We start from the raw sequence: 26,244 nt of genomic DNA, 5'->3' as shown, positions 1-26,244 counted from the left end.
ATATACCCATGATACTTCAAGATGCAAAGTCAGCAATAAAAATTGTGCTGAGATGCGAGGCATAAAATTGAAGTACATAACCAAATTATTTGAAGATGCAAGAATCAGCAAGACGATAAATGATGAAATTCTAGGCAGAAGGTTGATGATCTAGTTATTCTAAATCGACGCTTTCTAACAACGAAGATCGTCGTTGTTCGCCTTGCCCTACGGCGCGCAAGCTCGAAAACTAGCGCTCGTTGCACCCATCGAAAAGGGAATAACCATTTAAGATGTAAATGCTTGCATTTACATCTACCGCTAGAGGATTAACGCAGTTAATCGCTCGAAAGGTCATGTTGCGTCTTGCTCTGATCGAAGACCTTGCGCCTGACAAAGCATCTTGAAGTAACATGTGTATAGCTAGTGGGAAATTGTAATTAAAAAATTAATTACAATTTCTTGACCTCTACAGTCGAGTGCCAGCATATTATTAAAATGCAGAACGTCTGCTTTCATAAGCCAGTGAGAAAGCGCTAATACGCTCATGATCATAGGGTTTTAAACCGGCAACAATAAGCTTCTTGATGCCTTTGCCAATCACTTTCTGCCCGTCAAAAATATCAAAATTTAGGAAATTATCGGCGCGCTTTGTCTCTACTTCAAAATAAGAATCTGATAACTCCACATGCAGTGGATTATTCAGAGATAAAGATTCAAACTCGAAGCTCATGCTGTTGTACATAACCAACGGACGAGCAGGATTGAACATCACATTATGCTTTTTCATAAGCGGCATCAACAGAGTGGGAAAATTTTGCCCTGAAAAAACCACATAGTTTTTGATTAAAGATTCGATTAATACGGGATCGTGGCTGGTATTGCCCTGTTTTTTAATTTCTAACACACTTTTCCCCAGCTCATTAGTGATAATAATATGCTCACTGTCCGCTTTCGGAAAAAGGATGCCCATCTTCGCACCCACCATGTTAGTAAAGGTAAAGCTCATCGACTCACTGACCCCGTATTCAGATAAAGCCAAAGCAAAGAGAAGGTCACCCGGTACGCAGAAACGCTTATTATCAGGATCATGAAGCGGGTTAAAATCATGGCATTCCTGTTTCGCGAAGTCGCTTGCCTGCTCAGCAGTAATACGTATTATATTGTCGTATTTAGTGTAGTAAGATTCTAATAACATTATGTTCTCTTAGATAAAAGGTTGGTTAAAATACAAAAATGGAGAAATAATGCCGGTCGAAGCACTTAATCTGTCGGTTAAACCCTCCGGGCAAATATGACCTTAAATAATGGCGTATTTATTTGTCCAATAGGTACTTTATTCTGGTTTTGAGAAGATCCTTTGCAATCCGGTTTTTGCCGCCGCGAGGCACAATAATATCAGCATGTTGTTTAGAGGGTTCAATAAACTGTAAAAACATCGGACGGACTGTTTTTGTATATTGTAATAAAACAGAGTCCATACTTCTTTCTCGCTCGGCCATATCCCGAACCAGACGGCGCATAAGACAGATATCGAGGGGCGTATCAATAAAAATACTGACATCTATCTGCTCCCGTAAAGCTGCATTAGTGAGTAATAATATACCTTCTAAAATGATCACTTTTTTGGAGGTCATTGTCTCTGATTGCAGCGTACGGGTATGCTCGGTATAACTGTAAACAGGAATATTAACGGAATGGTTATCTTTTAGCATTTTAAGATGAGAACACAATAACTCATGCTCAAATGCCTTAGGATGATCATAATTAGTCAACTTGCGCTGCTCTAATTCAAGATGGCTTTGTTCCCGATAATAGGAATCTTCGGAAATAATGCCTATTTGATCGGTTCCCATCTCTTCACACAACTCGCGATAAATAGTATTTGCGATTAAACTTTTACCCGATGCAGAAGCGCCTGCGATTGCAATAACAACACAATTTTTTGAATCCAACTTAATAAACCTCACGTCAATAAATAAAAAATAACAAACAGGGCGACATTTTATACCTGAGGAACAACAACACCAGTTAAGATTAAGTTATATTGCAACTCGTCATTATTTATCCACTTTCAGTGTGTTTATTGTGCCAATAACACAAAAAAAAGTGTTATTGCTTCGCCTGCAAGATCAAAATCACAGGTGCAGTTGTATTTGTTCAACCAAGTAGGCTAATCCGTCCTGATCGTTTTGTGTGAACCTGTTTTTAATCGGGCTATCTATATCTAATAGCAGCGCGGGTACTCCCTGTATACTGACAGGTAAGACGATTTCAGATTGGCTGTTTGCATCACAGGCAATATGCCCTGCAAATTGCTGTACATCGGCCACTCTTTGAATCGTATTGGTAGAAAACGCCTTACCGCACACGCCTGTATTTAAGGGGATACGAATGCAGGCGGGCTGACCTTGGAAAGGACCTAAAACTAATTGGTTATCCCTTAACAGGTAAAATCCGACCCAATTAATATTATCCAAGCTCATATTGAGTAATGCGCTGAGATTGGCAAGATTTGCCGTTAAATCCGTTTCGTCAGCAATTAATGCAACGGCTTGTTGGCTTAATAATTTATAATCTTTAAATATCATATTCTATCTTTATGGTTTGAGTGAATGATGGCTACTTTGCTATTAAAAAAGGCTTGAACCGATGTCCAAAACAGGGTAATGAGCGCGATAATACACGAGCGGCTTGCCGTTGCAAATAGTTGCCTGCTGATCTAAATATTATTCCCTCCCCCGTTCATAATAAATATTGTTACCTCAATTATGCACTGTATCTGTACAAATGAGGAACAATCTCCAGCCTAAATTTTCACTGCTGATTATTCATGCAGCAAGTAAATAATGCAGCAAGAAGGCTCTAGGAATCGACATTCATTAATATTAAAGGTTAAAGGTTAAAGGTTAAAGGTTAAAGGTTAAAGCAGCAAAAAAAATCCTCCGGTATTAAGCGGAGGATTTAACGGCACCAAGAGATTAAGCATCTTTTTTTTCTGCGTCAAGCGCATCTACCTCTTCATCAGACAACCAGAGTTCATGCTCAGGATCAACTTTTTCTGAAATAGTCAGCTCAATCCCCATATCGTATAGTTCTTTCAGTGTTAAATTATCAGCAAGCCTCATCACCTGACCGGCAGAATTGTGAAAGTGCATAATTTTCTCCTTTTCCTATTACCCACCTATAATTCTAGTCCAGAATTACCGAACAAAAGGATAAATACAATTTCTTTGTGAAATTTTTTTGTTTTAGAAGGAGGATGATTTTGATGGTAAGTAGCCAAGCTACTTAAAGAGGCAAAGCCTTCCTCTTTAAGTGATTTGGCTCTCTTTATCAACGACAACATTTTCTGCTTAATAAAGCGAGGGCATCTATTTCGGTTCCGATGTAAAAACAAAGGTGCCGTCTGGTTTTTTCTTCTGCTGAAAAAAACTCTGGTATGAAAATAATGTTAATTTAGTTTTAATAGTGAAAACAATCAATACAGTGCAATAGACAGTCACTAATGACAAAAACAAGTTATTATCGGAGCTTGAATTAAAAGCCTCGTAGATGACTTTTGCACTCAGATAGATAAAAAAATAGTAACTGATTGCACTTTTCTTTAACACAAAATAAGTCACTATCATTGGCACCAGCAGATGCCCTAAATAGAAGTTTCCTTGCATAAAAGCACCGACCGCATATAAAGAACCGACAGGCAGCCAATACATAAGCAAAATTAATATATTCATCCAGCCGTATTGCTTAACGGCCGCTTTATCGGGAATCATCGCTAATGCCATTGATCCGGGCTCAGGCTGTCCACCAGCAGACAGATATCGGGCAAATGCCTTGTGTTTACTGTCACCGTTTTTTACATCTTGCTGCATCCGTTTAATTGGAGAGAGAACTTTATCTTTTTTCATCACTTTCACTTTCTGTTATTTAAACATGGCTAAAGCTGCTTATTAGTTTAACCCTTGGTATCCCATCTTATTCACCCCCCGCGAGCACGTCAAGCGCTACGTCGACTGCGTTGTTGATACAAAATAGCATGCTAAAAAGCAATCAGTTATGTGTGCATGGGTAATCGAAGTGCTATTACACCTTTCACCCTAAAAGTTAATATTAATCGAAAGATAATTGTTAGCATGATGTTCAGTGAATCTACTAAGCACATGGGATGAAAAAGGAACTGAAAAACATCCCTTCACTGCTTATATAATCAGTCAATACAGCTAGCAGCAAGATGATAAATGATGATCTGGTTATGCTAAATCTACGTTTTATAACAGCGCAGCGCATCATTTATCATTTTATCATTTTGGCATTAAGGAAAAATGCTGACTTTGCATTTTCATGTGCTTGGGGCCTAAGGCAAAATATCCAATTCTAGACTTGTCAGCGTATGATTTCTCACCTCGGCTAACAAATCAGTATTATTAAGCAGAGATTGCCCATAAGATGGAATCATTTTTTTCATCTGCTCTTGCCATGCTTTGCTTTTTATTTCCTCGGGAAAGCACTCTTCAATAATGTCCAACATCGTTTTCACTGCGGTTGATGCACCGGGTGATGCGCCTAATAAAGCCACCAGCGATCCATCTGCAGAGTGAATAACTTCCGTTCCAAATTCTAATTTTCCCACGCGCTCCGTGCCTTTTTTAATTATCTGCACACGCTGACCCGCAATGGACAAAAACCAATCTGCGGCTTTTGCCTCGGGATAAAATTGTTGTAACGCTTTTACTCTGGATTTGTGCGTTTGTAACACTTCGGAAATAAGATAACGAAGTAAATCGAAACCGTGTAATCCCACGGATAACATAGGGAATAGATTCAATGGATTGACAGAAGCTGGCAAATCCCAGAAAGAGCCTTTTTTAAGAAACTTGGTTGTAAATCCGGCAAAGGGACCAAATAACAAAGCCTTCTTGCCATCTATTATACGGGTATCCAAATGTGGTACTGACATAGGTGGTGCACCTACGGGTGATTTTCCATACACTTTGGCATGGTGCTTTTCAACCACTTCAGGCACAGTACAGACCAACCATTGCCCACTGATAGGGAAACCACCATAACCATGCCCCTCAGGAATACCAGAGGCCTGCAGCAGCGGTAAAGAGCCCCCTCCTGCACCAAGAAAAACAAATCGGGCATTAAAGTAACGATGAGCCCCTCCGGTTTTATTTTTAGCCCTCACTTTCCAGCGATTATCTTTTTGCTTATCAATGTGAGTAACACAGTGCTGCACCAGAATTTCAAAATCGCCCATTTCCTGCAGGCCGGTCAGCATGTCACGTGTTAACGCACCGAAATTGACATCGGAGCCATAACGCACTCTGGTACCCGCGACCTTCGTCTCCGGATCCCGGCCCTGCATAACCAATGGCATCCATTTTTTCAAAACGTCAGGATCTTCACTGTATTGCATCGCAGAAAATAGAGGGTGCGCGCTTAAGGTTTGATAACGTTTACGCAAAAACTCAACGTCTTTATCGCCACTCACAAAACTATGATGGGGTGCCTGATTAATAAAGTGCGTCGGACGGGGTAATACTTTTTGATCAACTAAATAAGACCAAAACTGTAACGACTCTTCAAAAGCGGTATTGATAAAAAAGGCTTTTCTGGTATCAATGCTGCCATCACTCATTTCCGGTGTATAATTGAGTTCACAGTAAGCCGCGTGTCCTGTCCCGGCATTATTCCAACCGTCACTGCTTTCAGTCGCTACATCGGGTAAACGCTCGATCATGGCTATTTTCAGACTAGGGTCTAACTGTTTTAATAAAATGCCTAAGGTCGCGCTCATAATACCCGAGCCAACCAACAGTATATCTACATCTTTTTCAATTATAGTGTGTGTATTGGTCATGTTTTTTAGTTTCAAATGTTGCTGATATGTTGCTCCTATGTTATGCAAATAGACTCTGTGTGTCCATGCTATATTTAAAGAATATTGAACGCTTGTATTTTTTTAGTCGAAAAAATTAGCGATATATTTGTAAGCCGCCTTCAGCTTAGGGGCGAAATAAAGTGACAAAAAGGTAATAAAAAGAATGGGAAAATTGTAATTATTTGGGCTGCTCAGTCATATCGAAAATCAGGTTTTTATGCCGCAATGATAGATCCGATGAAACTTGAGATTATTCACTAAGCAGCGTTCTCAAGATACTTTCTGGTAGGGGTTGTAAACGTTTATTCTTATCCAGACAAACCATTTCGATATCGCCAATAACAGCCGCTTTAGTCGCGCCAGGTCGCCACACCTCTTGTCTCCATAAGGTTTTATACTTGCCGTCAATTTGGTAACAGGTGCGAATATCGCAAATTTCAGCAAACTCAACGCCGTCTTGAAAGGTCATGTTGGCTTTATAGACTGCAAAACCAAGCCCATTTTCACGCCACAATTTATCCAGCAGATTGCTATCAATCACGTGCTCACGGGCCCGTTCAAAATACTTCAGAAAATTAGGGTGATACACCACCCCTGAATGGTCGGTATCTTCGTAATAAATCTGCACCGGATGATGATAAGTTTTATTCATGAGCGGTTCCAATATTATTTGCATCTGCAGTCCCGAGTCCCTGATAATTAAACAATTCAGGTGATAAAACCGGTGTATGATAGAAATCCTGAAAAGCATTAATAAGCAACATCGCCCGCTCGGACAATCCATCTTTTAAATAACCCATCACCCTATTATGTACTTTATGTTTAAAACTTAATCGGTCAATGCTAATGCCACCGAGATTATCCACGCTGACATCAAATTTAAAACCGCAACTTGCCGCCAATACCCATTCAATTGCCTGCGGTGTTATCTCAACTTTTTCAAACTCGGCCTGAAGTTTGGCATCACGACCATCGGGTTCATACCAATAACCGTAGTCAACCAATAAACGGCGCTGCTCACCTGCCACTAACCAGTGTGCGATTTCATGTAATGCGCTGGCATAAAAACCATGTGCAAATTCGATTCTGTGTTGCCTGTTTTGAACGTCTGCGGGTAAGTAGACTGGCTCATCTTCACCCGCGATTAATACGGTATTAAACCTATCGCCAAAGGTGTTATTAAAGAGCGTGATGAGATCTTGATAATTAAATGAAACTGGCACAACATTTCTCAATAGCATAGGTTGAATTATTCGACAAAATTTATAACAAATTATACACTTAGGAAGCAGCTTGGGTATACCCTTAAAATTCCAATTTAAATAAGAAGATATTATGTCACTTATCAGTAAAATTCGTTGTGCTTTCACCCTGGGTCAAGGTGTATTAATCGAAAATGAAGCATTAAAAGAAACGAATGACCCCATTTTATTTTTTAATGGCTGGTTAAAAAAAGCGCAAGATACCGGTATTATCCTGCCTGAATCTATGTCCATTTCAACTTGTACGCCTTCAGGGCGCCCCTCTTCCCGCATGGTATTATTAAAAGAAGTCGATTCTGAAGGTTTTGTCTTTTTTACCAATTATGACAGCCGTAAAGCCCGTGATCTCGAAGCAAATCCCTTTGCAGCACTCTTATTTCACTGGAATATACTGCAACGTCAAGTCCGTATTGAGGGGAGAGTTGAACGAATCAGCAGCGCGCAATCAAATGCCTATTTTCAAAGTCGTGGCCGCGGCAGCCGCATTGGAGCCTGGGCCTCACATCAAAGCCAGGAGCTTGATGATCGGCAGACCTTAGTAGAAAGAGTAAAATATTTTGAAGAAAAATTTTCCGGGAAAGAAATTCCATTACCCGAATTTTGGGGAGGCTATCGGGTTATTCCTGAAAGCATCGAGTTTTGGCAGGGCAAAGCGGATCGTTTGCATGACAGATTTGTATATCAACCAACGGAAAAAAACTGGACAGTGAAACGCTTAAACCCCTAAAAACTGACGGCTGAAAGCTGACGGCTGACGGCTGAAAGCTGACGGCTATCGGCTATCGGCTATCGGCTATCGGCTGACGGCTGAAAGCTCGAAAGCTAGAAAGCTAGAAAGCTAGAAAGCTGACAGCTTTACCTACAACCATCCATGTTGGGCAAACATGTCTGCTAATTTATCCAGTTCATTATCCAAATGTTCCGCCCATTCAAAGCCATTTTCGAGTCCGCCAATTTGTCTCATAAACCAGTTATAAAAAACTTTATTTTCAAATAAACCATGAATATAAGTAGTATAAACATTATCCTGCTGCCAACCGGTGTTCGCCGCGATAAAATGACCAAGCGCAGCATCGGTGATGGTTTTACCATGGTGTATTTCATAACCCTTAATGCGCTTTTCTAGCCAATTAAGGGTTATTTGTCGAGTCGATTTATCGGCGCAAATCTCAGTTTGCAGCGCGATTAACCCTAAGCCTTGCTTATTGCCATCTTCAATATTAAGCGGATCTAAAATAGTTTTTCCGAGAATCTGTAATCCGCCACAAATTCCCATAATCAATTTCCCCGTCCTTTGGAACTCCTGAATACTTTTATCAAGACCAGTGGTGTTTAAAAAGGTCAAACTGGCACCACTGTTTTTACTGCCCGGTAAAATCAAGGCGTCGAAGAGGGTTAAGTCCCTGTTTTGATGAACGGGTACCAGATTAACATCGTCTTGGTATAATAACGGGTCAAACTCATCCAGATTAGCAGCGTAAGGGTAATAAATAAGGGCAACATTAATTTTACCGCGTTGCCATTGACTCCCCAGCCTGAAGCTATCCTCTTCGGGTAACTGATGGCGATAATAGGGTAAATTTGCCACCGTAGGAATACCGGTTTTTTCTTCTAACCAGTCCATCGCATTACCCAGCAAAAGCGGATCACCGCGAAATTTGTTAAGCACAAATCCTTTAATTAACTTCTGCTCCTCGGGCGCTAAACATGCCCAAGTCCCGAGCAGGTGCGCAAAGGATCCACCGCGGTCAATATCTGAGACCAAATAAACGTCTGCCTGACATTCAAGCGCAACGGACATATTGACAATATCGCCCGCCCTTAAATTAATTTCGGCGGGACTGCCTGCTCCTTCAATAATCACCTGCTCATAATCATCCTGTAATCTGTGCAGTGCATATTGGACCTCTTTCCAGAGCAGGGATTTACGGCCCATCCAGGGTAACTGACTGATTTTATTGTTGACTATCCCATTAACAATCACCTGACTAAAGGTCTCCGCACTGGGTTTTAATAACACCGGATTCATTAATACGCTGGGGGTCGCTTTAGCTGCCAGTGCCTGAAGATATTGTGCACGGCCCATCTCCAACCCCTCTTCCGTAATGGCCGCATTGTTACTCATATTCTGCGCTTTAAAAGGGGCAACCTTTATCCCGCGATTAGCCAGCAGGCGGCAAATCGCCGTTACAATAAGCGATTTACCGGCATCACTGGTACAACCTAAAATCATAATAGGTTTCTTTTTATTAAGGAGTTGTTGCTTTTTAGTCTTCATATTGTACCGATACGTAGATTTTGAATAAAAAAAAGCACTGCCTGAACAGTGCTTAATAAAGCCGTTAACCTAGACTGCTATTAACCACGACGGGTAATAACTGCCTCGGCAAGCTCGGCTAATAGTTTTTCGGTATCCGCCCAACCGATACAAGCATCGGTGATACTTTGACCGTAGGTTTCACAGGCACCATCGATTAAGTCTTGACGACCTTCGACAAGATGACTTTCAACCATCACACCGGTAATCGCTTTATCACCCGCTGCAATTTGTTCACTCACATTAGTGCAAACTTTCAGTTGATTTTCGAATTTTTTCTCTGAATTTCCGTGACTAAAATCGACCATTATTTTTTGTGCTAAACCTGATTTTTGCAGATCAGATTTAATAGCAGCAACATGCTGAGCACTATAATTGGGCGTTTTACCGCCGCGTAAAATAATATGACAATCGGGATTACCTTTGGTTTCAACAATGGCACTGTGACCAAACTTGTTGACCGACAGGAAGTGATGCGGGGCATTAGCCGCGCCGATAGCGTCTACGGCGACTTTGATGGTACCGTCGGTGCCATTCTTGAATCCAACCGGGCAAGATAGGCCCGATGCTAATTCACGGTGAACTTGTGATTCAGTAGTACGTGCACCAATTGCCCCCCAAGTCATTAAATCAGCAACATATTGCGGGGTTATCATGTCTAAAAATTCAGTCGCAGCGGGTAGCCCCATCTGGTTAATATCTAATAATAATTTACGTGCTGTGCGTAATCCTTTATTAATATTGAAGGTGCCTTTTAATTCCGGATCATTAATCAGCCCTTTCCAACCGACCGTGGTACGTGGTTTCTCAAAATAAACACGCATTACAATTTCTAATGAATCTTTATATTTTTCACGCAGCGGCGCCAATTTCTTAGCGTACTCAAGGGCCGCTTTGGTATCATGAATTGAACATGGACCAATAATCACTAAAACACGATCATCCTGATCAGTTAAAATATTATGAATTGCTGCGCGTGAATTGCTAACCGTTGCGCTGATTGCAGCTGTTCTCGGAAATTTTTCTAATAATGCAATAGGTGGTAATAGCTCTTTTATCGCTTTAATATGTATATCATCGGTATTAATCATTGCAGTTCCCATAGCGCACTTTTTGTGCTTAAAAGTTAAATGTATTTTTTTGTATAATAATGTTGTTAGTCTCTGCGACGGTTTAGTCCATCAAAGCATTGAACGGCTCAATAATAACGGTTTCACCCGCACTAACATCACCGCGATCCTGCTCCAGTACGATAAAACAATTTGATTGGCTCATTGAACTAAAAACGCCCGAACCTTGATGCCCAGTTGATTGTACAACTAACTGTCCATTGTCATTAACAGAATATACTGCACGTTGAAAATCGGTTCGTCCGGGGGATTTTTTAAATTTTTCTTGCGCAATCGCGCTAAAACGAATGGCAGGCTGAGGATTTAAACCACTTAAGGTCGCCATCGCGGGTACAGCAAGCTGGTAAAGAGTGACCATAGCGGAAACAGGATTACCTGGCAAGCCGAAAAACACACTCGATGGTAATTTTCCAAAAGCAAAAGGTTTACCCGGTTTAATTGCTAATTTCCAAAAATTTATGCTGCCTAATTCTAATAAAATATCTTTAATAAAATCCGCTTCACCCACTGAAACTCCGCCGCTGCTAATCACCACATCGGCTTGCTGATCAGCGTTGGTAAAGGCCTCGCGGAGCCGGTTTTTATCGTCTTTGACAATACCAAAATCAATAATGTCCACATTCAGGCGGGATAATAGCGCGATGATCCCATAACGATTACTGTCATAAATATCACCTTCAGCCAGTGTTTCACCTACGTTTTTCAGTTCGTCTCCCGAGGAGATAACCGCGACTTTAAGTTTGCTAAAAACACGGATATCAGCGAATCCCAGCGAGGCAATTAAAGGGATATCACGCGGGGTTAATTTATGGCCTTGGCAAAGCACCCGTTGACCGAGTTTAATATCTTCGCCCGCTAAGCGGACATTATCGGCCAATTTGGGGCACTGCGTAAAACTAATTAAGCCATCTTTGGCCGTAGTACGCTCCTGCATGACCACGCTGTCGGCACAATCGGGCATCACTGCACCGGTCATAATGCGAATACAGTCACCAGAGGTTAGCTGACCGCGATAGGGGGCACCGGCAAAAGACTGGCCAACTTGCTTTAATGTGACTGGCTTTTCTGCTGAGCAGTTAATTAAATCAGCGCGATTAACGGCATAACCATCCATTGCCGAATTATTAAAAGAGGGAACATTTAAGGGTGATTTTATCTCCTGCGCTAATGCGTAACCCAATGCTTGTGCCAGTGGCTGCGAAATTTCCTGACAAACATTGCCTAATGCGGCCTGCATTTTATCCAATGCCAGCTCAAAAGGCATTAATCCTTGTACGTCACAACATCCCATTTATTCACTCCATATTATTGATAATAATGATCACTTCTAAGGATATTCAGGATCATCTTGAATAATTTATAACCTTTTTATTTTTCAAACAACGGGGCTTCCGTACTGGTCACTTTGATCCCTTTTAGATCTTTGAAACAACAGGTATTACTTCTAATAACATTCAGGATCATTTAGTTTTCAAAATACGGTGCTTCTGTACTGGCAACTTTGATCCCTTTTAAATCTTTGAAACAACAACTTATTGCCGTTTTAATAAAATCCTGTAAATAGGCCATCCCTTGTTGCTCTTCGCGTACTGCGGCATACAAGGTATTCCATATTCCTTCTTTACCTAAGCGCCGTGCAACCACATAATCTTTTTGCAGATATTCAAATAAAGCCCAGTTAGGTAACCCTGCCACGCCTCTGCCGCTGGCAACTAACTGCAGCATCATCAAGGTAAGATCAGCATGACGGATTTTTGCCGGGGAGACCCCTTCGGGGGTTAAAAACAGGTTAAAAATATCTAAACGTTCTTTCTCGACGGGGTAAGTGATTAACGTCTCCTGACTCAGATCCTCAGCTTCAATATAACTTTTATGCGCCAATCTATGATGGCGGCTTAAGGCCAGCATCGGCTGATAACAAAACAGAGGAATGTAACTAATCCCCTCAATAGGTTGCGGATCCGAGGTCACAACAAGATCCAAATCCCCCCTTTTTAAGGCGGGTAAAGGTAGAAAACTAAAACCACTGCAAAAATCTAATTCCACTTCCGGCCAACTATCACGAAATTTATCAATCGCCGGCATCAACCATTGAAAACAGGAGTGGCACTCAATGGCCATGTGTAAACGACCAGCATTCCCTGAACAAAAACGCGCAACATCTCTTTCGGCATTATTAATTTGCGGTAAAACCTGCTCGGCTAAATCTAATAAACGCAAACCGGAAACAGTAAAACGAATCGGTCTGGATTTACGGATAAATAAAGCGCAATTAAGCCGCCCTTCTAACTCTTTTAGCTGATGTGATATTGCCGATTGGGTCAGGTGCAATTGCCGGGCAGTCTCAATTAAACTGCCCGTCGCGTTTAATGTTGTCAGGGTTTTTAAGTGTTTGATTTCAATCACAGCGAAAGCCCCTTTCAAAGAAAATTACAATTATTACAACAATACTTGAAAAAAATTCATAATAAAAGCATGAATATTGCATTGTCTCTGTTATTTGCTTCACAGTCTCTTCAATATCAGGTACGTTTAATAGTTAAAAATAACTTGTCTTTACCTACTAAAATTTATGCATTAAGAGGTGCTCATGTATACCATTCAAAAGTCCACTAAATTAGATAATGTCTGTTATGACATTCGCGGACCCGTCCTTAAACAAGCGCATAAACTCGAGGAAGAAGGACAACGTATTTTAAAACTAAATATCGGTAATCCTGCCCAGTTTGGCTTTGATGCGCCTGAAGAAGTGATGATGGATGTGATAAAAAACCTGCCGCAAAGTCAGGGTTATTGTGACAGTAAAGGCCTTTTTTCTGCACGAAAATCGGTGATGCAGCATTATCAGGCGAAAGGTTTACTGTCACTTGATACCCATGATATTTATATCGGCAACGGGGTCAGTGAGTTAATTGTCATGGCGATGCAGGGTTTGTTAAATAATGGTGATGAGCTGTTAGTGCCGGCACCGGATTATCCACTATGGACAGCCGCAACAAATTTATCCGGCGGGAAAGCGGTCCATTACATTTGTGATGAACAGTCAGATTGGTATCCCGATATCGAGGATATTAAATCTAAAATCACGGTCAAAACTAAAGGGATTGTTATTATCAATCCCAATAATCCGACCGGCGCGGTTTACAGCAGAGAATTATTAGAGCAGATTATAGAACTTGCCCGGGTCCACAATTTAATTGTCTTTTCCGACGAAATCTATTCAAAGATTGTTTACGATGATGCGGTGCATATTCCACTGGCCACCCTGGCTGACGATATTTTAATTGTGACCTTTGACGGACTGTCTAAAGCCTATCGGGTTTGCGGTTTTCGCGTCGGTTGGATGATGATAAGCGGCGCAAAAAAGCAGGCGCGTGATTATATTAATGGGTTAGAGATGCTCGCCAGTATGCGTTTATGCGCCAATGTGCCGATGCAGCATGCAATCCAGACCTCCCTGGGCGGATATCAAAGTATTAATGAGCTAACCGTTCCGGGCGGGCGTTTATATGAACAAACGCAAAGTGCATGGAAATTAATTAATGATATTCCCGGGTTAAGCTGTACTAAACCTAAAGGGGCTTTATACCTTTTCCCTAAACTGGATCAAAAGCAATTTAATATTAAAGACGATCAGCGTTTTGCCATGGACTTGTTGATGGAAGAAAAAATATTAATTGTGCAGGGAACCGGCTTTAACTGGCACTCACCGGATCATTTCCGTATTGTTTGTTTGCCGCGTGTTGACGAACTCACTACGGCAATCACTAAAATAGGGCGTTTTCTGCAAAGCTATCGCCAGTAAAACTGAATACGGGTGAATAGGAACTAAAATGGCGCCCCACAGTCGCCATTTTAGTTTCTATGGCAATGACTTATATCAGCTGATTGTTCTTATCTTTATACATAAAAAACCTTCAAGCATAAAAAATCCGATCAAAAGATCGGATTTATAACTATTAACAACTATTAACTTAAGTTTAAGTTAATGCCGCTTAGAAGTTGTATTGTAATGCAACTGTTACAGCGTCATCTGCATCAGTTATCATATCTGCTTTGTATTCAATCCATGTTTTTAGCTGGTTATTGAACAAATATTGCGCGGATAAAGTCACTTCATCAACAGTATCTTCGTTTGTGACGGTATTTTCTTCGAAACCATAACCGGCGAGAAGTTGAACATCATTAGCCAGGGCGTAACTGGCAAGCAAATCATAAGCTGTGAAGTCATTATCATCGTCGCCAACAACCTCTTGTTCAGACATAGCATAAACAGCTGCAAGGTAGAGATCATTCATTGCATAGGTCGCTGAAAGCGCATAGTTTTTCTTGTCTTCGAGAGTATCAAACTGCTCTAACAGGTAACCAGCGCTAACCGTAACATCGGCGATGTCATAACCTAAGCTTAGAGCATAACCATTATCAAGGTCGCTTGTTGAATTTCCATCATCATCTTCTGTGTAACCCACTTTTTGGAACTGAGTTGAAGCGCCAACAGAAACACCGGAAAATTCACCTGAGTAGACAGCTTGCCCTTCTTGACGGTAAGGGTCAATGTTGTTATATATTGCTTTAAAACCATTACTGTTAAAGTAATCGGTCACACCAGCAGTTTGGTAGAATGCAGTAAATGTTTGGCCGAAAACCAGCGACCCCATTTCACCATCAAAACCGGCATACAGCTCACGCACCTTAAATGTGTCATTATTAGATGTTTCAGACGCAATCTGCCATTCACCTTTAGCGATTGCATTAACATGAGAATTAATAGGCGATGCTGCTTTAAAGCCCAGACGCGCAGAGCCTACGCCGTCTGTTGCGCCAGTGCCGTCGTCAGTAATGTTGAACTGCATACGACCGTAAACGTCTGCTGTTGTGCCGTCTGCATCATAGACAGTGGCAGCTTGCGCAGAAGTGGCCAGTAGGGCAGCGATCATTGCTGGTAAAATTGCTTTTTTCATTTTTATTTCCTTATTTTAGTTAGGTTTTTATTATTAAACGCATATATATACAATAAAAATTTTATTTAACAGCATATCTGCACTGCACGCTATAACATTAGCAAGCTTTAAAAATTTTGCAATAATGAATTGAACTTTTTGCAATTTATGTAACACACTGTAATCTTCACTTTCTTATCTTTATATAAAAAACAAGCCCCCCTCGGAATCACGAATTAAACCAATTAAATCAATAGGTAATAAAGTTTCAAAAAAAATATTAACGATCAATTTCGATCTCAGCCACTGCCGATTTATCAGCCTTTATGTTTATAACGCTGCTGATGAACAATACCAGAAAATCGATCTACATCACACTTCAAGATAAAGTGCAGCGCACTTTATTGAGGCGATAAAAGCGACAATCACTGCGCTTTATTGCTTTTCTTAAAGATAAATACTTCATAATATAAAAACTAATAAACACAAGAAAACCGTGATTGACCAGAGGTGAGTATTAAGCTTAAAAAAAGTAAGTTTTTAATCGGCAGGGTAATAGTGATGACGGTTAATAATGGATTATCTGCGCAGTTGCTAACGATGTCAGTAATGTTTTGGTATATACCCATGATACTTCAAGATGCAAAGTCAGCAAGGCATATTGAAGTAACATGGGTATAACACTCGTTAGCAAATTTTCATTTTTTATTTGCTGTGAAATTCATTACAGGCAAACAGCGTATTTTCAATCAGGGTTGCAACCGTCATTGGTCCGACTCCGCCAGGTACCGGAGAAATCCATGCGGCACGTTCTTTCGCGACAGCAAAGTCAACATCACCAGCAAGACTGCCATTTTCCAGACGGTTGATGCCAACATCAAAGACAATAGCCCCCTCTTTAATCCACTCTCCCGGAATAAAATTAGCTTTACCCCGTGCCACGACCAGAATATCCGCCTGTTTGACATGATGTTCCAAATCCGAGGTAAAACGATGGCAAGTGGTGGTTGTACAACCGGCTAATAATAGTTCCAGAGTCATCGGCCGCCCTACAATGTTAGATGCACCGACTACCACCGCGTGTTTACCGTGCAGCTCAGTGCCGATATAGTCGAGCATACTGATAATACCGCGGGGTGTGCAGGAGCGCAGCAATGGTATACGCTGAGCTAACCGCCCGACATTATAGGGATGAAAACCATCAACATCTTTGTCGGGTTTAATACGTTCAATGACTAAGGTTTGATCAAGCCCCTCGGGCAATGGAAACTGCACTAGTATTCCATCAATGCAGGGATCATCATTAAGCTTATCTACTAAGGCTAATAATTCATCCTGAGTGGTTGTTTCAGGAAGATCAAAAGCCTTGGAGTTAATGCCCACAGCTTCACAGGTACGGCGTTTGCTGGCGACATATATTTGCGATGCAGGGTCACCTCCTACCAAAATAACGGCCAGCCCCGGCGCACGTAATCCTTCGGCTATTCGAAGTTTAACGCCCTTTGCTACTCGCTCTGTGATCGTGGTTGCAATTGCCTTACCATCTATGATTTGTGCAGTCATTGAACAATTCTCTATTTATAATGTTTAATATGCGCGTATTGTCGCAAAACAATCGAATGATGTCACATAAATCCTGACCAGTTTCACTATATAGCCAAACTATTTGAAGATGCTGATGCCTGTCTCTTCAAGTAATTGGGGGTTATTGTTTTTATTTCAGATAATATCCTTTCTATTTCGAATCTTATCGGTAGGATCCTTGGCTCACCCCCCCCTTAGTCGCTTTATTTATCAGATAGAGATCTATGCAACCGTCAAATTCAATATTCAGTTTTAACGGCTTATTGCGTAAGCTAATTTCAGATTCAAATGTGCATGCCGGTTTACGCGTATTAATTGCCATGTCGATGGCATTTATTCCGGTGCTTATGTTAGATTCAGTTCCTTTTTTTACACAGGACATTCTCCATATTTCAGTTTCCCTGTGTTTAGGGGTGATGGCCAGCGGCGTGGTTGAAACCGATGATAACAGTAAAAACAAGCGTAAATTTGTTTTTACCATCGCATTATGCTTCCTTTTTGCATCGTCCTGCGTTGAGTTATTAATGCCCTATCCGATTGCTTTTGCTCTGGGTTTATTTACCTCAAGTTTTGCTTTTATGATGCTTGCCGTATTAGGCAACCATTATAATAGGATTGGATTTGGTGCTATTTTAATTGCCATTTATACCATGATAGGCTATCAGGCCGAGATCAGCTGGTATGAGCAACCCATTCTATTAAGTCTGGGTGCATTATGGTACGGCCTGTTTTCTCTGTTCTGGAATTTTTATAGCCCTTATCGCTCGTTAAGGGAGCAACTGGCACAATTGTTCTTCGCATTAAGCCGTTATCAAAAGCAAAAATCTGCTTTATTTAACGAAAAAGAGGGCACCAGTAAAGCCGGAATATTTGCCGTACGTCAACAATTAGCGATTCGCAACATTGCCATTATGGCTCGCTTTGATCAATGCAAACGAATTATTCAATCTCGTTTTCAGTTCAACCGGCAGCAACCGGAGCTTGATAAACTTAATTATAACTATTTTATTGCAGAACAAATCCATGAACGTATTAGCGCAAGCCAGTATTTATACAGCCAATTGGAAAAAAGCTTTCGGGAAAGTCAAATATTAGAAGGTTACCATCAGCTTTTATTACAATTAGGTGAGGAGTATTATAAAATTGGCATGGCTATCTCCGATAAAAAAAACTATCTGCACAGTCGCCGCTTAAAATGGACCCTTAAAGCGCTGGCCGATCAATTATGCCTGCTTAAGCAAAACCCGGCGATTATTGATAATAAAAAAGCGCTGCAGGGGCTGAAGGGTATTTATGAAAATTTAGATGGCATAAATACCTTATTGTTACAAACGCAGCAAACCGGACAGAATGAAATGACAATAGTGCCTATCGAAGCCGAATCTCCGCCGACACAGCCAGCTTACAAACAACTGCTGGCAGCAATGACGGCAACCAACCCTACTTTTAAACATGCGCTGAGAATCAGTATCGCTTTATTAGTCGCGTTTTTTCTGCAGAACAGTTTGCAACTTAACCACGGTTTCTGGATTTTACTGACGGTTGTCTTTGTTTGCCAACCCAGTTTCAGTGAAACACGGAAGCGATTGGTATTGCGCAGTATAGGCACCCTATTTGGCGTCCTGTTAGGTTATCCAATCCTAATGTTAGTTGAAGGAACAATCCCGCAGGCTGTCTTACTGGTATTAATGGCTTTTTTCTTTTTTACCTATGTACGTACTAACTATGGTTTATCGATCGTGTTTATGACCCTCTTTGTGATGTTTATATTCAATTTATTAAACGGCACGGGAATGGAAGTTTTACCCTATCGCATCGGCGAGACCCTGCTAGGTTGTTTATTGAGCGTACTGGCAACCAGTTTTATTTTCCCCGATTGGCAGTTCCAACGCTTTCCAATACTCGTTAACCAACTTTTAACCTTAAGTAGCCGTTACTTCAAACAGGTAACGGATCAGTACCAGCATGGTCGAAGTGAAAACTTAAATTACCGGATCACACGTTTTAACACTTTTCAAAGTGATGCGCTATTGGCCAGTGCCTGGCAAAGTATGTTGTTTGAACCTCACTCAAAACAACAATTAAATCAGGAAGTTTATGCTCTGGTCAATCGTTGTGATGCCTTGGTCTCTTATATCGCGGCACTGGCTTCTCACCGCCATAAGATCAGTGATTTTGAAAAAAACATTAAAATACAAAACTTAGTCAAGCGTACCAGCAAACAACTTTTTTTAGCTTGCCGTCCTCAAGAGATTGATACCAAACAAATTGTTAAAACGATTGAAGAACTGGAAAATTTTGAGACCCCTTTTTCCGGCGAAACGTTATTAATTATTGAGCAATTACGTTTAATTGCATTTACCGCAATAGACATTCAGTTGATTCTGCAGCAGATTAATTTTGACGGTAAAAAGAAAGGCTAACACTATTCGAATTATGTTTGAGCACAGATGATATACAAGGGCTTTTACAACAGGTAAACTCCATTTTATAGGATATTTGCAAGAGAAAAAGGATAAATATTTTGTTATTTAACGGGCAAGAATACCCAACAGATGCGCAGGGTTACTTACTGAATACAAGCTTATGGACTCAGGAACTAGCGGCTTTTATTGCCCAGTCAGAATCACTGAATATGACTGATCAGCACTGGCAAGTCGTTTTTTTTGTGCGTGATTTTTATCTCGAGTATAATACCTCACCAGCGATGCGCACTCTCGTTAAAGCGATGGAAAAAGAATACGGAAAAGAGAAGATAAGCAGTCGTTATTTATACCGTCTTTTCCCTAAGGGACCGGCTAAACAAGCGACTAAAATCGCCGGATTGCCAAAACCCGCCCGCTGCATTTAATGGGTAGTAATACCAAAAGAACTAAAAAGGTGATCAGTCTTGCTGGTTAAAATCTACTCTAACAGCGTTGTGAGTTTTATTCAGAACATCCTGTTCTTCAACACTTTGTGGTCAGCTAAAGCTGTTCAAAATTGTTCCATACAATTTTGTGAAGGAGAACAACGATCGAATGCAACTCACGCCTTGTTAGTGTTAATTTTTCCTGTGCAATACTTGATCACTTCATTAATTCCTTTGGTATAAAGAATAACTATTTTAGATTTAATCAAACTTAACAAACAACAATCATTATTAATAAGGATTAACCCATGCCAAAGGCAAGCGACATTAAAAAAAATACCGCAGTTGAATACAACAACAATGTTTATATTATTAGAGATATTGAACGCTCTGTGCCGCAGGGACGTGCCGGCGGTAGTTTATACCGGATGCGTATGTACGACGTTGTTTCCGGCTCAAAAATTGATCAAACATTCAAAGATAACGAGATGTTGCCGTTAGCTGATTTAATCCGCCGTAATGTGATGTTTTCTTATATTGATGGTGAACAGTATGTGTTTATGGATAACGAAGATTACACACCCTACAACCTCGATAAAGACAGCATCGCAGACGAAATACTGTTGATTAATGAAGATACCCAAGGTATTCAGGTGGTTTTAGTTGACGGCGCGCCCGTCGCGCTGGAACTGCCTTCCAGTGTTGAACTGGAAATAGCAGAAACATCGCCCTCTATTAAGGGTGGCTCCGCCACAGCCCGTACCAAACCCGCAGTACTCTCAACCGGTCTGACAGTGCAAGTTCCTGAGCATATCTCTACGGGCGATAAAATCAAAGTGAACACGGCTGAACATAAATTTATGGGCCGTGCTGATAAATAACCATTGAAATAATAGAAATTAAATTGATTAAAAAGGGAGCTTTATAATAAGTTCCCTTTTTTTTAAGCTCCTTTTTTAAAAAGCTCCGCTGTTATTCCAACTTCACCCGGTTTATACCAAAAGCATTCAGTTTATGATCACTGGCTTCAAAGGAAAAATTGACGCTCACAAAGCCGTTAGGATAAATTTTAACAGTAAATAGGATCACGTTATAATGCGTTTGGTATTATTGGTAAAGTGCATATATAAACATTAAAAATGAATGGGATCAATACGTTGATTGTGGCCCGTAGGGTGCGCTCCACGCACCGATTATCGTTTTTCCGGTGCATAGAATGCACCCTACGAGCTATGAGTTTGGTATTAGTTACAATCTGCTGCTATTTCTGGCATTAAAAAGGCGACTATATTTAGTCGCCTTTTTAATCTTTAGCATTTAGCAAATAATCCAGTTATTCAGCCGGATATTTAATCTCTGCATTGGCCATCAACACCATTGATAAGGCTTGATAGGTTGATTCCGAAAATAAGCGTTCCAACCTCTGTTCAAGTTTTTGTATCTGATCAGCGTTTTTCAACTCAGGATCAAGTTCTTCAACGGACGTTAGCTCAATTAATGCATAATCATCTGTGCTTGTTGTCACCCAATCGTAAGTCGCTTGCTGTGCAGCGGGTTTGGCTAATTTAAAGACCGCCTGCATCACACGATAATCAAGCTCACTGTCATTACGTGTAAAGGTTAACGGGTCACTGAATGCCAAGTTTTTCTCAGTCAATATAGTTTCAATCGACTGTTGAGCATTTAACTTAACCATTAACGATTTAACAAACTCTTCTGTATTTTTATGCGCTTTCTGTGCCTGTAGCTGCGCTATAATCTGCTCAGAAACGTCAGCAAGTGGTTGTAATGCCGCCGCTTGGTAATCCTTAATATGAACAACAATGACTTTATTTTCAGCAAGCTCAATAAGCTCCGAATTCATTCTGTCTTCACGAAATACGCTGTCAAATACGATTTTCAAAACCGCATTATTCGCAAGCAGTTCGGGCGCCTCTGCAGCTGAAAATAGGTCTGTATGTTGAATATCTGCGTCAATCACTCTGGCAGCTTCATCTAAATTATCAGGTCTTTCAAAGGCGGCTTCACTTAAGCTTTGATGCAGTTCATAATAAAGATTATTCATTTCTTGCTGTTTGGCGGCTTTCTCAACTTGCGTTGTCACCTCAGACAGGGGTAATGTTTTACTTTCTTGAATATCAACTAATTTGATGATGTGATAACCAAATTGTGATTTCACAATACTCGACAAAGGCGCTTCTTGGGTGAGCTCAAAGGCAGCATCATCAAAGGCAGGATCCATTACACCACGTTCAAACCAGTCCAATTCACCATTATTTTCAGCAGAATAGCTATCCTCAGATTTTTCAGCGGCAAGCTGTGCAAAATCAGCCCCCTTTTCAAGTTCAGACAAAATAGCTTGCGCTTTTTCTTCGGCTGCACTGTTGTCTCCGAGCAGTAAGATATGCGCAACTTTGCGCTTTTCACTGCGCTGATAATCAGATGCGTGCATGTCATAATATTTTTCCAGCTGATCAGGGCTTAACGTTACTCGGTCAGCTAACAATGAACCATCTAAGACAACATAATCGACACTGACTTGCTCAGCTGTTTGAAAAAACTGACTGTTATTCTCGTAATAAGTGGATATTTCCTGTTCACTGATGGAATCGTTATCAGCAAAATCACTCGCTTTAACCGTTAGCACACTTGCCACTCGTTTTTGAGCTTGTAAGCGGTTAGCTTGCTGCACTTCCATCGGTAAGATAAATTCACTACCGAGTACCATAGTCAGCAACTGACGACGTGCAAGATCCTGTTTTACACTTTCACTAAATTGTGCCGGTGTATAACTCGCTCTTCTTAATAATGATAAGTATTGTTCGTTATTAAAGTTTCCATCAACTTTAAACTCTGCCATTTTACGAATTTCTTGTTTAACTTGTTCATCACCAATACGCAACCCCATGTCCTTAATGGCTTGGGTCAGAAGACGCTCAGAAATGACCGTTTGCATCGCTTGCTGTCTGATTTTTTGGTTGAAATTAGGTGTTGATGCCAACAGTTCAAACTGCTCGCCATATTGCTGCTCTAAACGAGAGCGCTCATTTTGATAAGCTTGATCAACGGTCGCCTTACTGATTTCTTCACCATTTACGTTAACAGCAACAGAAATACCGCTACCGCCTAAATAACTACTCACCCCGGCTAAGGCGAATGATAAAATGATAACAACGATTATAATTTTAGCCGTGGCACCTTGTGCGCCTTCGCGCATTTTATCTAACATAACTTTGTCTTCTCTTAAAAATTTATACCAATTTTTAATGGCAACTTTATTGATAACATTCTGCCGTTAATCGCCGCATGAGCAACTAAAGCGCTTCGAATTTAAACCCTAAAAAGATACTTTTTAATCGAATCGATATTAAATAAAAAAGCGCATCATCGGATGCGCTTTATGTATAACTGTTGTATCACATTTCTGTAAATAAACGGGCTATAGTATTTATCAAACAACAGATTAAGCGTTGATTGCATCTTTTAATGATTTACCAGCTTTGAATGCAGGTACTTTAGCAGCCGCGATTTGGATCGGCTCGTTGGTTTGTGGATTACGGCCTGTACGTGCAGCACGCTCTTTAACGGAGAAAGCACCAAAACCAATAAGTGAAACATTATCGCCTTCAACTAATGCGCCTGTCACACTCTCGATGAAAGCATCTAGTGCACGACCCGCTGCTGCTTTAGAAATATCTGCACTTTCCGCGATATTATCGATCAGTTGTCCTTTGTTCATTTTACATCTCCATCTTTATTATTTTAATGTCCATAATTAAATACTTAATTAACACGGGTTCAATTCTATTTTTGTAAGGCTACGTTGCTATTTAATTGGGCGCAAGTAAATTTATAGAAAACTCACTCGCAGCCCTCTATTTTCTGCAGTTTATCACCTATTTCGGTGATTTTTCCACAGAAAAACCTTTTATACTATCCTGCAGCGCAATTTCCAACACTTCATCAATCCAACGAACGGGTTTAATTTCGAGTTCGCCTTTAATGTTATCAGGAATCTCTTCCAAATCACGGGTGTTCTCAAAAGGAATTAATACTGTTTTAATGCCGCCACGTCGCGCCGCCAATAATTTTTCTTTCAAGCCGCCAATTGGTAAGACTTCTCCACGTAGCGTAATTTCACCGGTCATCGCAACGTCCGCTCGAACAGGAATCCCCGTTAGGCTGGAAATCAGCACGGTACACATAGCAGCGCCCGCACTTGGACCATCTTTAGGCGTAGCACCTTCAGGTACATGCACATGGATATCGCGCTTCTCATGAAAATCAGCATTGATTCGCCATTCTTCAGCTTTAGCACGCACTACCGTCATCGCAGCTTGAATAGACTCTTTCATTACATCACCCAAGGACCCGGTATAGGTTAATTTACCTTTACCCGGCACGGAGGTCGCTTCAATGGTTAACAGTTCGCCCCCTACCTCAGTCCAGGCAAGTCCAGTCACTTGTCCTACTTGATTGGTCGAATCCGCTTTACCAAAATCAAATACTCGCACTCCAAGATAATCTTTTAAGTTATCAATGGTCACGTCCACTTTTTTGATCTTCTTATCAAGCAGTATCTGTTTAACCACCTTACGGCAAATTTTTGATATTTCGCGCTCTAATGAACGTACGCCAGCTTCTCTTGTGTAATAACGAACAATCCCGATAATAGCACTGTCATCAATATTAATTTCATCCTCTTTCAAACCATTACGTTTGATTTGTTTACCGGTCAGATGCTGCTGAGCAATATTCAATTTTTCGTCTTCGGTATAACCCGACAAACGAATGACTTCCATTCGGTCGAGCAGAGGCCCGGGAATGTTCATTGAATTTGAAGTCGCCACAAACATGACATCGGACAAATCATAATCAACTTCTAAATAATGGTCGTTAAAAGTATTATTTTGCTCGGGATCTAACACTTCAAGTAAAGCGGAAGCAGGATCACCACGCAGGTCAGAGGCCATTTTATCTATTTCATCTAATAAAAACAGAGGATTTTTAACCCCCACTTTACTCATTTTTTGAATTATTTTACCCGGCAGAGAGCCTATATAGGTACGACGATGCCCGCGAATCTCCGCTTCATCTCGAACCCCACCTAATGCCATGCGTACGTACTTACGGCCGGTAGAGCGTGCAATTGACTGACCTAATGACGTTTTACCGACACCGGGAGGACCCACTAAACATAAAATGGGGCCCTTTAATTTATTAATCCGCGTTTGCACTGCGAGGTATTCTAAAATACGTTCTTTTACTTTTTCTAAACCATAATGATCTGCCTCTAATATTTCCTCTGCTTTGGCCAGATTCTTTTTCATCGGCGTGCGTTTTTTCCAGGGAACATTCACTAAGCTTTCAATGTAAGTTCGAATAACACTGGCTTCAGATGACATTGGTGACATCATTTTTAATTTTTTAAGCTCGGACGTTGCCTTTTCATAAGCTTCTTCAGACATACCCGCTTGTTCTACTTTTTCAGCAAGCTGGTCATGATCATTACCGCCCTCTTCTGACTCGCCCAGCTCTTTTTGAATCGCTTTCATCTGTTCATTAAGATAGTAGTCACGCTGACTCCGCTCCATCTGCTTTTTAACACGCGAACGAATACGTTTTTCAACTTTCAGAATATCTTCTTCATTTTCCATCATCGCCATCAGATATTCCAAACGCTCAGTGATAGAGTTTAACTCTAAAGCAGTTTGTTTATCTTCCAGACTTAACGGCATATGTGCAGCGATGGTATCGGCTAAACGTTCAGGATCATCAATACCATTGACTGACGCTAGCACCTCGGGTGGGATTTTTTTATTAAGCTTGATATAAGATTCAAATTGCCCCATTACACTGCGTAATAAAGCCTCTTCTTCTTTTTCATCAATGGCTTCGCTTTCCAGTAGCTCAACTTTAGCAAAAAAATAATCTTTATTTTCAATGTTATTAATCAATTGCGCACGTTGCACACCTTCAACTAACACTTTAACGGTACCGTCAGGTAGTTTTAATAATTGCAGAATATTTGCAACTGTCCCGATGGTATAAAGATCTTCTAATTTTGGATCATCTAATGAAGCTTCGGTTTGCGCCACTAATAATACTTTTTTACCCTGCTCCATGGCAGCTTCTAAACAGCTGATAGATTTTTTTCTACCAACAAAAAGTGGAACAACCATATGCGGGTAAACCACTACATCACGTAGGGGTAATACCGGCAGGGTTAATTGCAGCTCTGATTCAGTTTTCATAATATCCCCTGGAAATATTTATTTATTTCTTCTTATCGAC

Annotated in this window: 22 protein-coding genes; 5 read left to right on the top strand and 17 right to left on the bottom strand. The window is 40.8% G+C overall.

The features are described from left to right. Nucleotides 1–472: 472 nt before the first annotated feature. The 8 genes from CXF72_RS09490 to CXF72_RS09460 all read right to left on the bottom strand — a co-directional run bounded on the left by CXF72_RS09490 (nucleotide 473) and on the right by CXF72_RS09460 (nucleotide 7,107). Nucleotides 473–1,177: a DUF3581 domain-containing protein gene (locus tag CXF72_RS09490; protein ID WP_101038729.1), complete on the bottom strand. Its 705-nt coding sequence runs from the start codon at nucleotides 1,175–1,177 to the stop codon at nucleotides 473–475. 118 nt (nucleotides 1,178–1,295) lie between these two features. Next, a complete protein-coding gene (gene udk, locus CXF72_RS09485) occupies nucleotides 1,296–1,934 on the bottom strand; it encodes a uridine kinase (RefSeq protein ID WP_101038728.1) in 639 nt (212 codons plus the stop codon). 183 nt (nucleotides 1,935–2,117) lie between these two features. Next, nucleotides 2,118–2,570: a GAF domain-containing protein gene (locus CXF72_RS09480; protein ID WP_101038727.1), complete on the bottom strand. Its 453-nt coding sequence runs from the start codon at nucleotides 2,568–2,570 to the stop codon at nucleotides 2,118–2,120. Between the two features lie 390 nt (nucleotides 2,571–2,960). Next, nucleotides 2,961–3,137: a hypothetical protein gene (locus tag CXF72_RS19575; protein WP_198552552.1), complete on the bottom strand. Its 177-nt coding sequence runs from the start codon at nucleotides 3,135–3,137 to the stop codon at nucleotides 2,961–2,963. A gap of 216 nt (nucleotides 3,138–3,353) precedes the next feature. After that, nucleotides 3,354–3,890: a hypothetical protein gene (locus CXF72_RS09475; protein ID WP_101038726.1), complete on the bottom strand. Its 537-nt coding sequence runs from the start codon at nucleotides 3,888–3,890 to the stop codon at nucleotides 3,354–3,356. A 446-nt stretch (nucleotides 3,891–4,336) separates the two neighbouring features. Next, entirely contained in the window at nucleotides 4,337–5,860 is a 1,524-nt protein-coding gene (gene mqo / locus CXF72_RS09470) for a malate dehydrogenase (quinone) (RefSeq protein ID WP_269801173.1), read from the bottom strand. A gap of 256 nt (nucleotides 5,861–6,116) precedes the next feature. Continuing rightward, the gene (locus CXF72_RS09465) at nucleotides 6,117–6,518 is read right to left on the bottom strand and encodes an acyl-CoA thioesterase (protein WP_101038724.1); all 402 of its coding nucleotides are present in this window, start codon (nucleotides 6,516–6,518) and stop codon (nucleotides 6,117–6,119) included. Next, nucleotides 6,511–7,107 (bottom strand): elongation factor P hydroxylase, encoded by a 597-nt coding sequence (locus CXF72_RS09460; RefSeq protein ID WP_101038723.1) that lies wholly within the window; start codon nucleotides 7,105–7,107, stop codon nucleotides 6,511–6,513. The genes CXF72_RS09465 and CXF72_RS09460 overlap by 8 nt, the downstream gene beginning before the upstream one ends. A 94-nt stretch (nucleotides 7,108–7,201) precedes the next feature. On the opposite strand from CXF72_RS09460, the gene pdxH reads away from it, so the two are divergent. Continuing rightward, nucleotides 7,202–7,855 (top strand): pyridoxamine 5'-phosphate oxidase, encoded by a 654-nt coding sequence (gene pdxH, locus CXF72_RS09455; protein ID WP_101038722.1) that lies wholly within the window; start codon nucleotides 7,202–7,204, stop codon nucleotides 7,853–7,855. A 132-nt stretch (nucleotides 7,856–7,987) separates the two neighbouring features. Here the strand turns inward: pdxH and CXF72_RS09450 are convergent, their stop codons facing one another. From CXF72_RS09450 to CXF72_RS09435, 4 genes are all read right to left on the bottom strand, one after another. After that, a complete protein-coding gene (locus CXF72_RS09450; RefSeq protein WP_232784932.1) occupies nucleotides 7,988–9,406 on the bottom strand; it encodes a cobyric acid synthase in 1,419 nt (472 codons plus the stop codon). Between the two features lie 80 nt (nucleotides 9,407–9,486). Next, on the bottom strand, nucleotides 9,487–10,536 hold the full coding sequence (aroG, locus tag CXF72_RS09445) for a 3-deoxy-7-phosphoheptulonate synthase AroG (RefSeq protein ID WP_101038720.1): 1,050 nt from the start codon (nucleotides 10,534–10,536) through the stop codon (nucleotides 9,487–9,489). Nucleotides 10,537–10,618: 82 nt separating this feature from the next. Further along, on the bottom strand, nucleotides 10,619–11,866 hold the full coding sequence (gene moeA / locus CXF72_RS09440; protein WP_101038719.1) for a molybdopterin molybdotransferase MoeA: 1,248 nt from the start codon (nucleotides 11,864–11,866) through the stop codon (nucleotides 10,619–10,621). A gap of 173 nt (nucleotides 11,867–12,039) precedes the next feature. Beyond that, on the bottom strand, nucleotides 12,040–12,981 hold the full coding sequence (locus CXF72_RS09435; RefSeq protein WP_101038718.1) for a LysR family transcriptional regulator: 942 nt from the start codon (nucleotides 12,979–12,981) through the stop codon (nucleotides 12,040–12,042). 184 nt (nucleotides 12,982–13,165) lie between these two features. Between CXF72_RS09435 and CXF72_RS09430 the strand changes: the two genes are divergently transcribed. Beyond that, nucleotides 13,166–14,380 carry a pyridoxal phosphate-dependent aminotransferase gene (locus tag CXF72_RS09430; RefSeq protein WP_101038717.1) on the top strand — a complete coding sequence of 405 codons (1,215 nt, stop codon included), beginning with the start codon at nucleotides 13,166–13,168 and terminating at the stop codon, nucleotides 14,378–14,380. Nucleotides 14,381–14,570: 190 nt separating this feature from the next. On the opposite strand, the gene CXF72_RS09425 is transcribed toward CXF72_RS09430, so the two are convergent. Beyond that, the gene (locus CXF72_RS09425) at nucleotides 14,571–15,536 is read right to left on the bottom strand and encodes a porin (RefSeq protein WP_101038716.1); all 966 of its coding nucleotides are present in this window, start codon (nucleotides 15,534–15,536) and stop codon (nucleotides 14,571–14,573) included. A 684-nt stretch (nucleotides 15,537–16,220) separates the two neighbouring features. Further along, on the bottom strand, nucleotides 16,221–17,078 hold the full coding sequence (folD, locus tag CXF72_RS09420) for a bifunctional methylenetetrahydrofolate dehydrogenase/methenyltetrahydrofolate cyclohydrolase FolD (RefSeq protein ID WP_101038715.1): 858 nt from the start codon (nucleotides 17,076–17,078) through the stop codon (nucleotides 16,221–16,223). A 245-nt stretch (nucleotides 17,079–17,323) separates the two neighbouring features. Here folD and CXF72_RS09415 point away from each other — a divergent pair, with 245 nt between their 5' ends. The 3 genes from CXF72_RS09415 (at nucleotide 17,324) to efpL (ending at nucleotide 20,831) form a co-directional block, all read left to right on the top strand. Further along, nucleotides 17,324–19,522: a YccS/YhfK family putative transporter gene (locus tag CXF72_RS09415; protein WP_101038714.1), complete on the top strand. Its 2,199-nt coding sequence runs from the start codon at nucleotides 17,324–17,326 to the stop codon at nucleotides 19,520–19,522. A 98-nt stretch (nucleotides 19,523–19,620) separates the two neighbouring features. Beyond that, entirely contained in the window at nucleotides 19,621–19,950 is a 330-nt protein-coding gene (locus CXF72_RS09410; RefSeq protein ID WP_198552553.1) for a TusE/DsrC/DsvC family sulfur relay protein, read from the top strand. Nucleotides 19,951–20,258: 308 nt separating this feature from the next. After that, nucleotides 20,259–20,831 carry an elongation factor P-like protein EfpL gene (gene efpL / locus CXF72_RS09405; RefSeq protein ID WP_101038712.1) on the top strand — a complete coding sequence of 191 codons (573 nt, stop codon included), beginning with the start codon at nucleotides 20,259–20,261 and terminating at the stop codon, nucleotides 20,829–20,831. A 452-nt stretch (nucleotides 20,832–21,283) separates the two neighbouring features. Here efpL and CXF72_RS09400 read toward each other — a convergent pair whose 3' ends face one another. From CXF72_RS09400 to lon, 3 genes are all read right to left on the bottom strand, one after another. Next, entirely contained in the window at nucleotides 21,284–23,179 is a 1,896-nt protein-coding gene (locus CXF72_RS09400; protein ID WP_101038711.1) for a SurA N-terminal domain-containing protein, read from the bottom strand. 234 nt (nucleotides 23,180–23,413) lie between these two features. Continuing rightward, nucleotides 23,414–23,689: an HU family DNA-binding protein gene (locus CXF72_RS09395; RefSeq protein WP_011769845.1), complete on the bottom strand. Its 276-nt coding sequence runs from the start codon at nucleotides 23,687–23,689 to the stop codon at nucleotides 23,414–23,416. Between the two features lie 157 nt (nucleotides 23,690–23,846). Then, nucleotides 23,847–26,204 (bottom strand): endopeptidase La, encoded by a 2,358-nt coding sequence (gene lon, locus CXF72_RS09390; protein WP_101038710.1) that lies wholly within the window; start codon nucleotides 26,202–26,204, stop codon nucleotides 23,847–23,849. Between the last annotated feature and the right edge of the window lie 40 nt (nucleotides 26,205–26,244).

Origin of the sequence: Psychromonas sp. MB-3u-54 (assembly GCF_002836415.1) — a bacterium.
GTDB lineage: Bacteria > Pseudomonadota > Gammaproteobacteria > Enterobacterales > Psychromonadaceae > Psychromonas.
The sequence above is the reverse complement of the archived record's forward strand: the minus strand, read 5'-3'. Positions and strand labels throughout refer to the sequence as shown.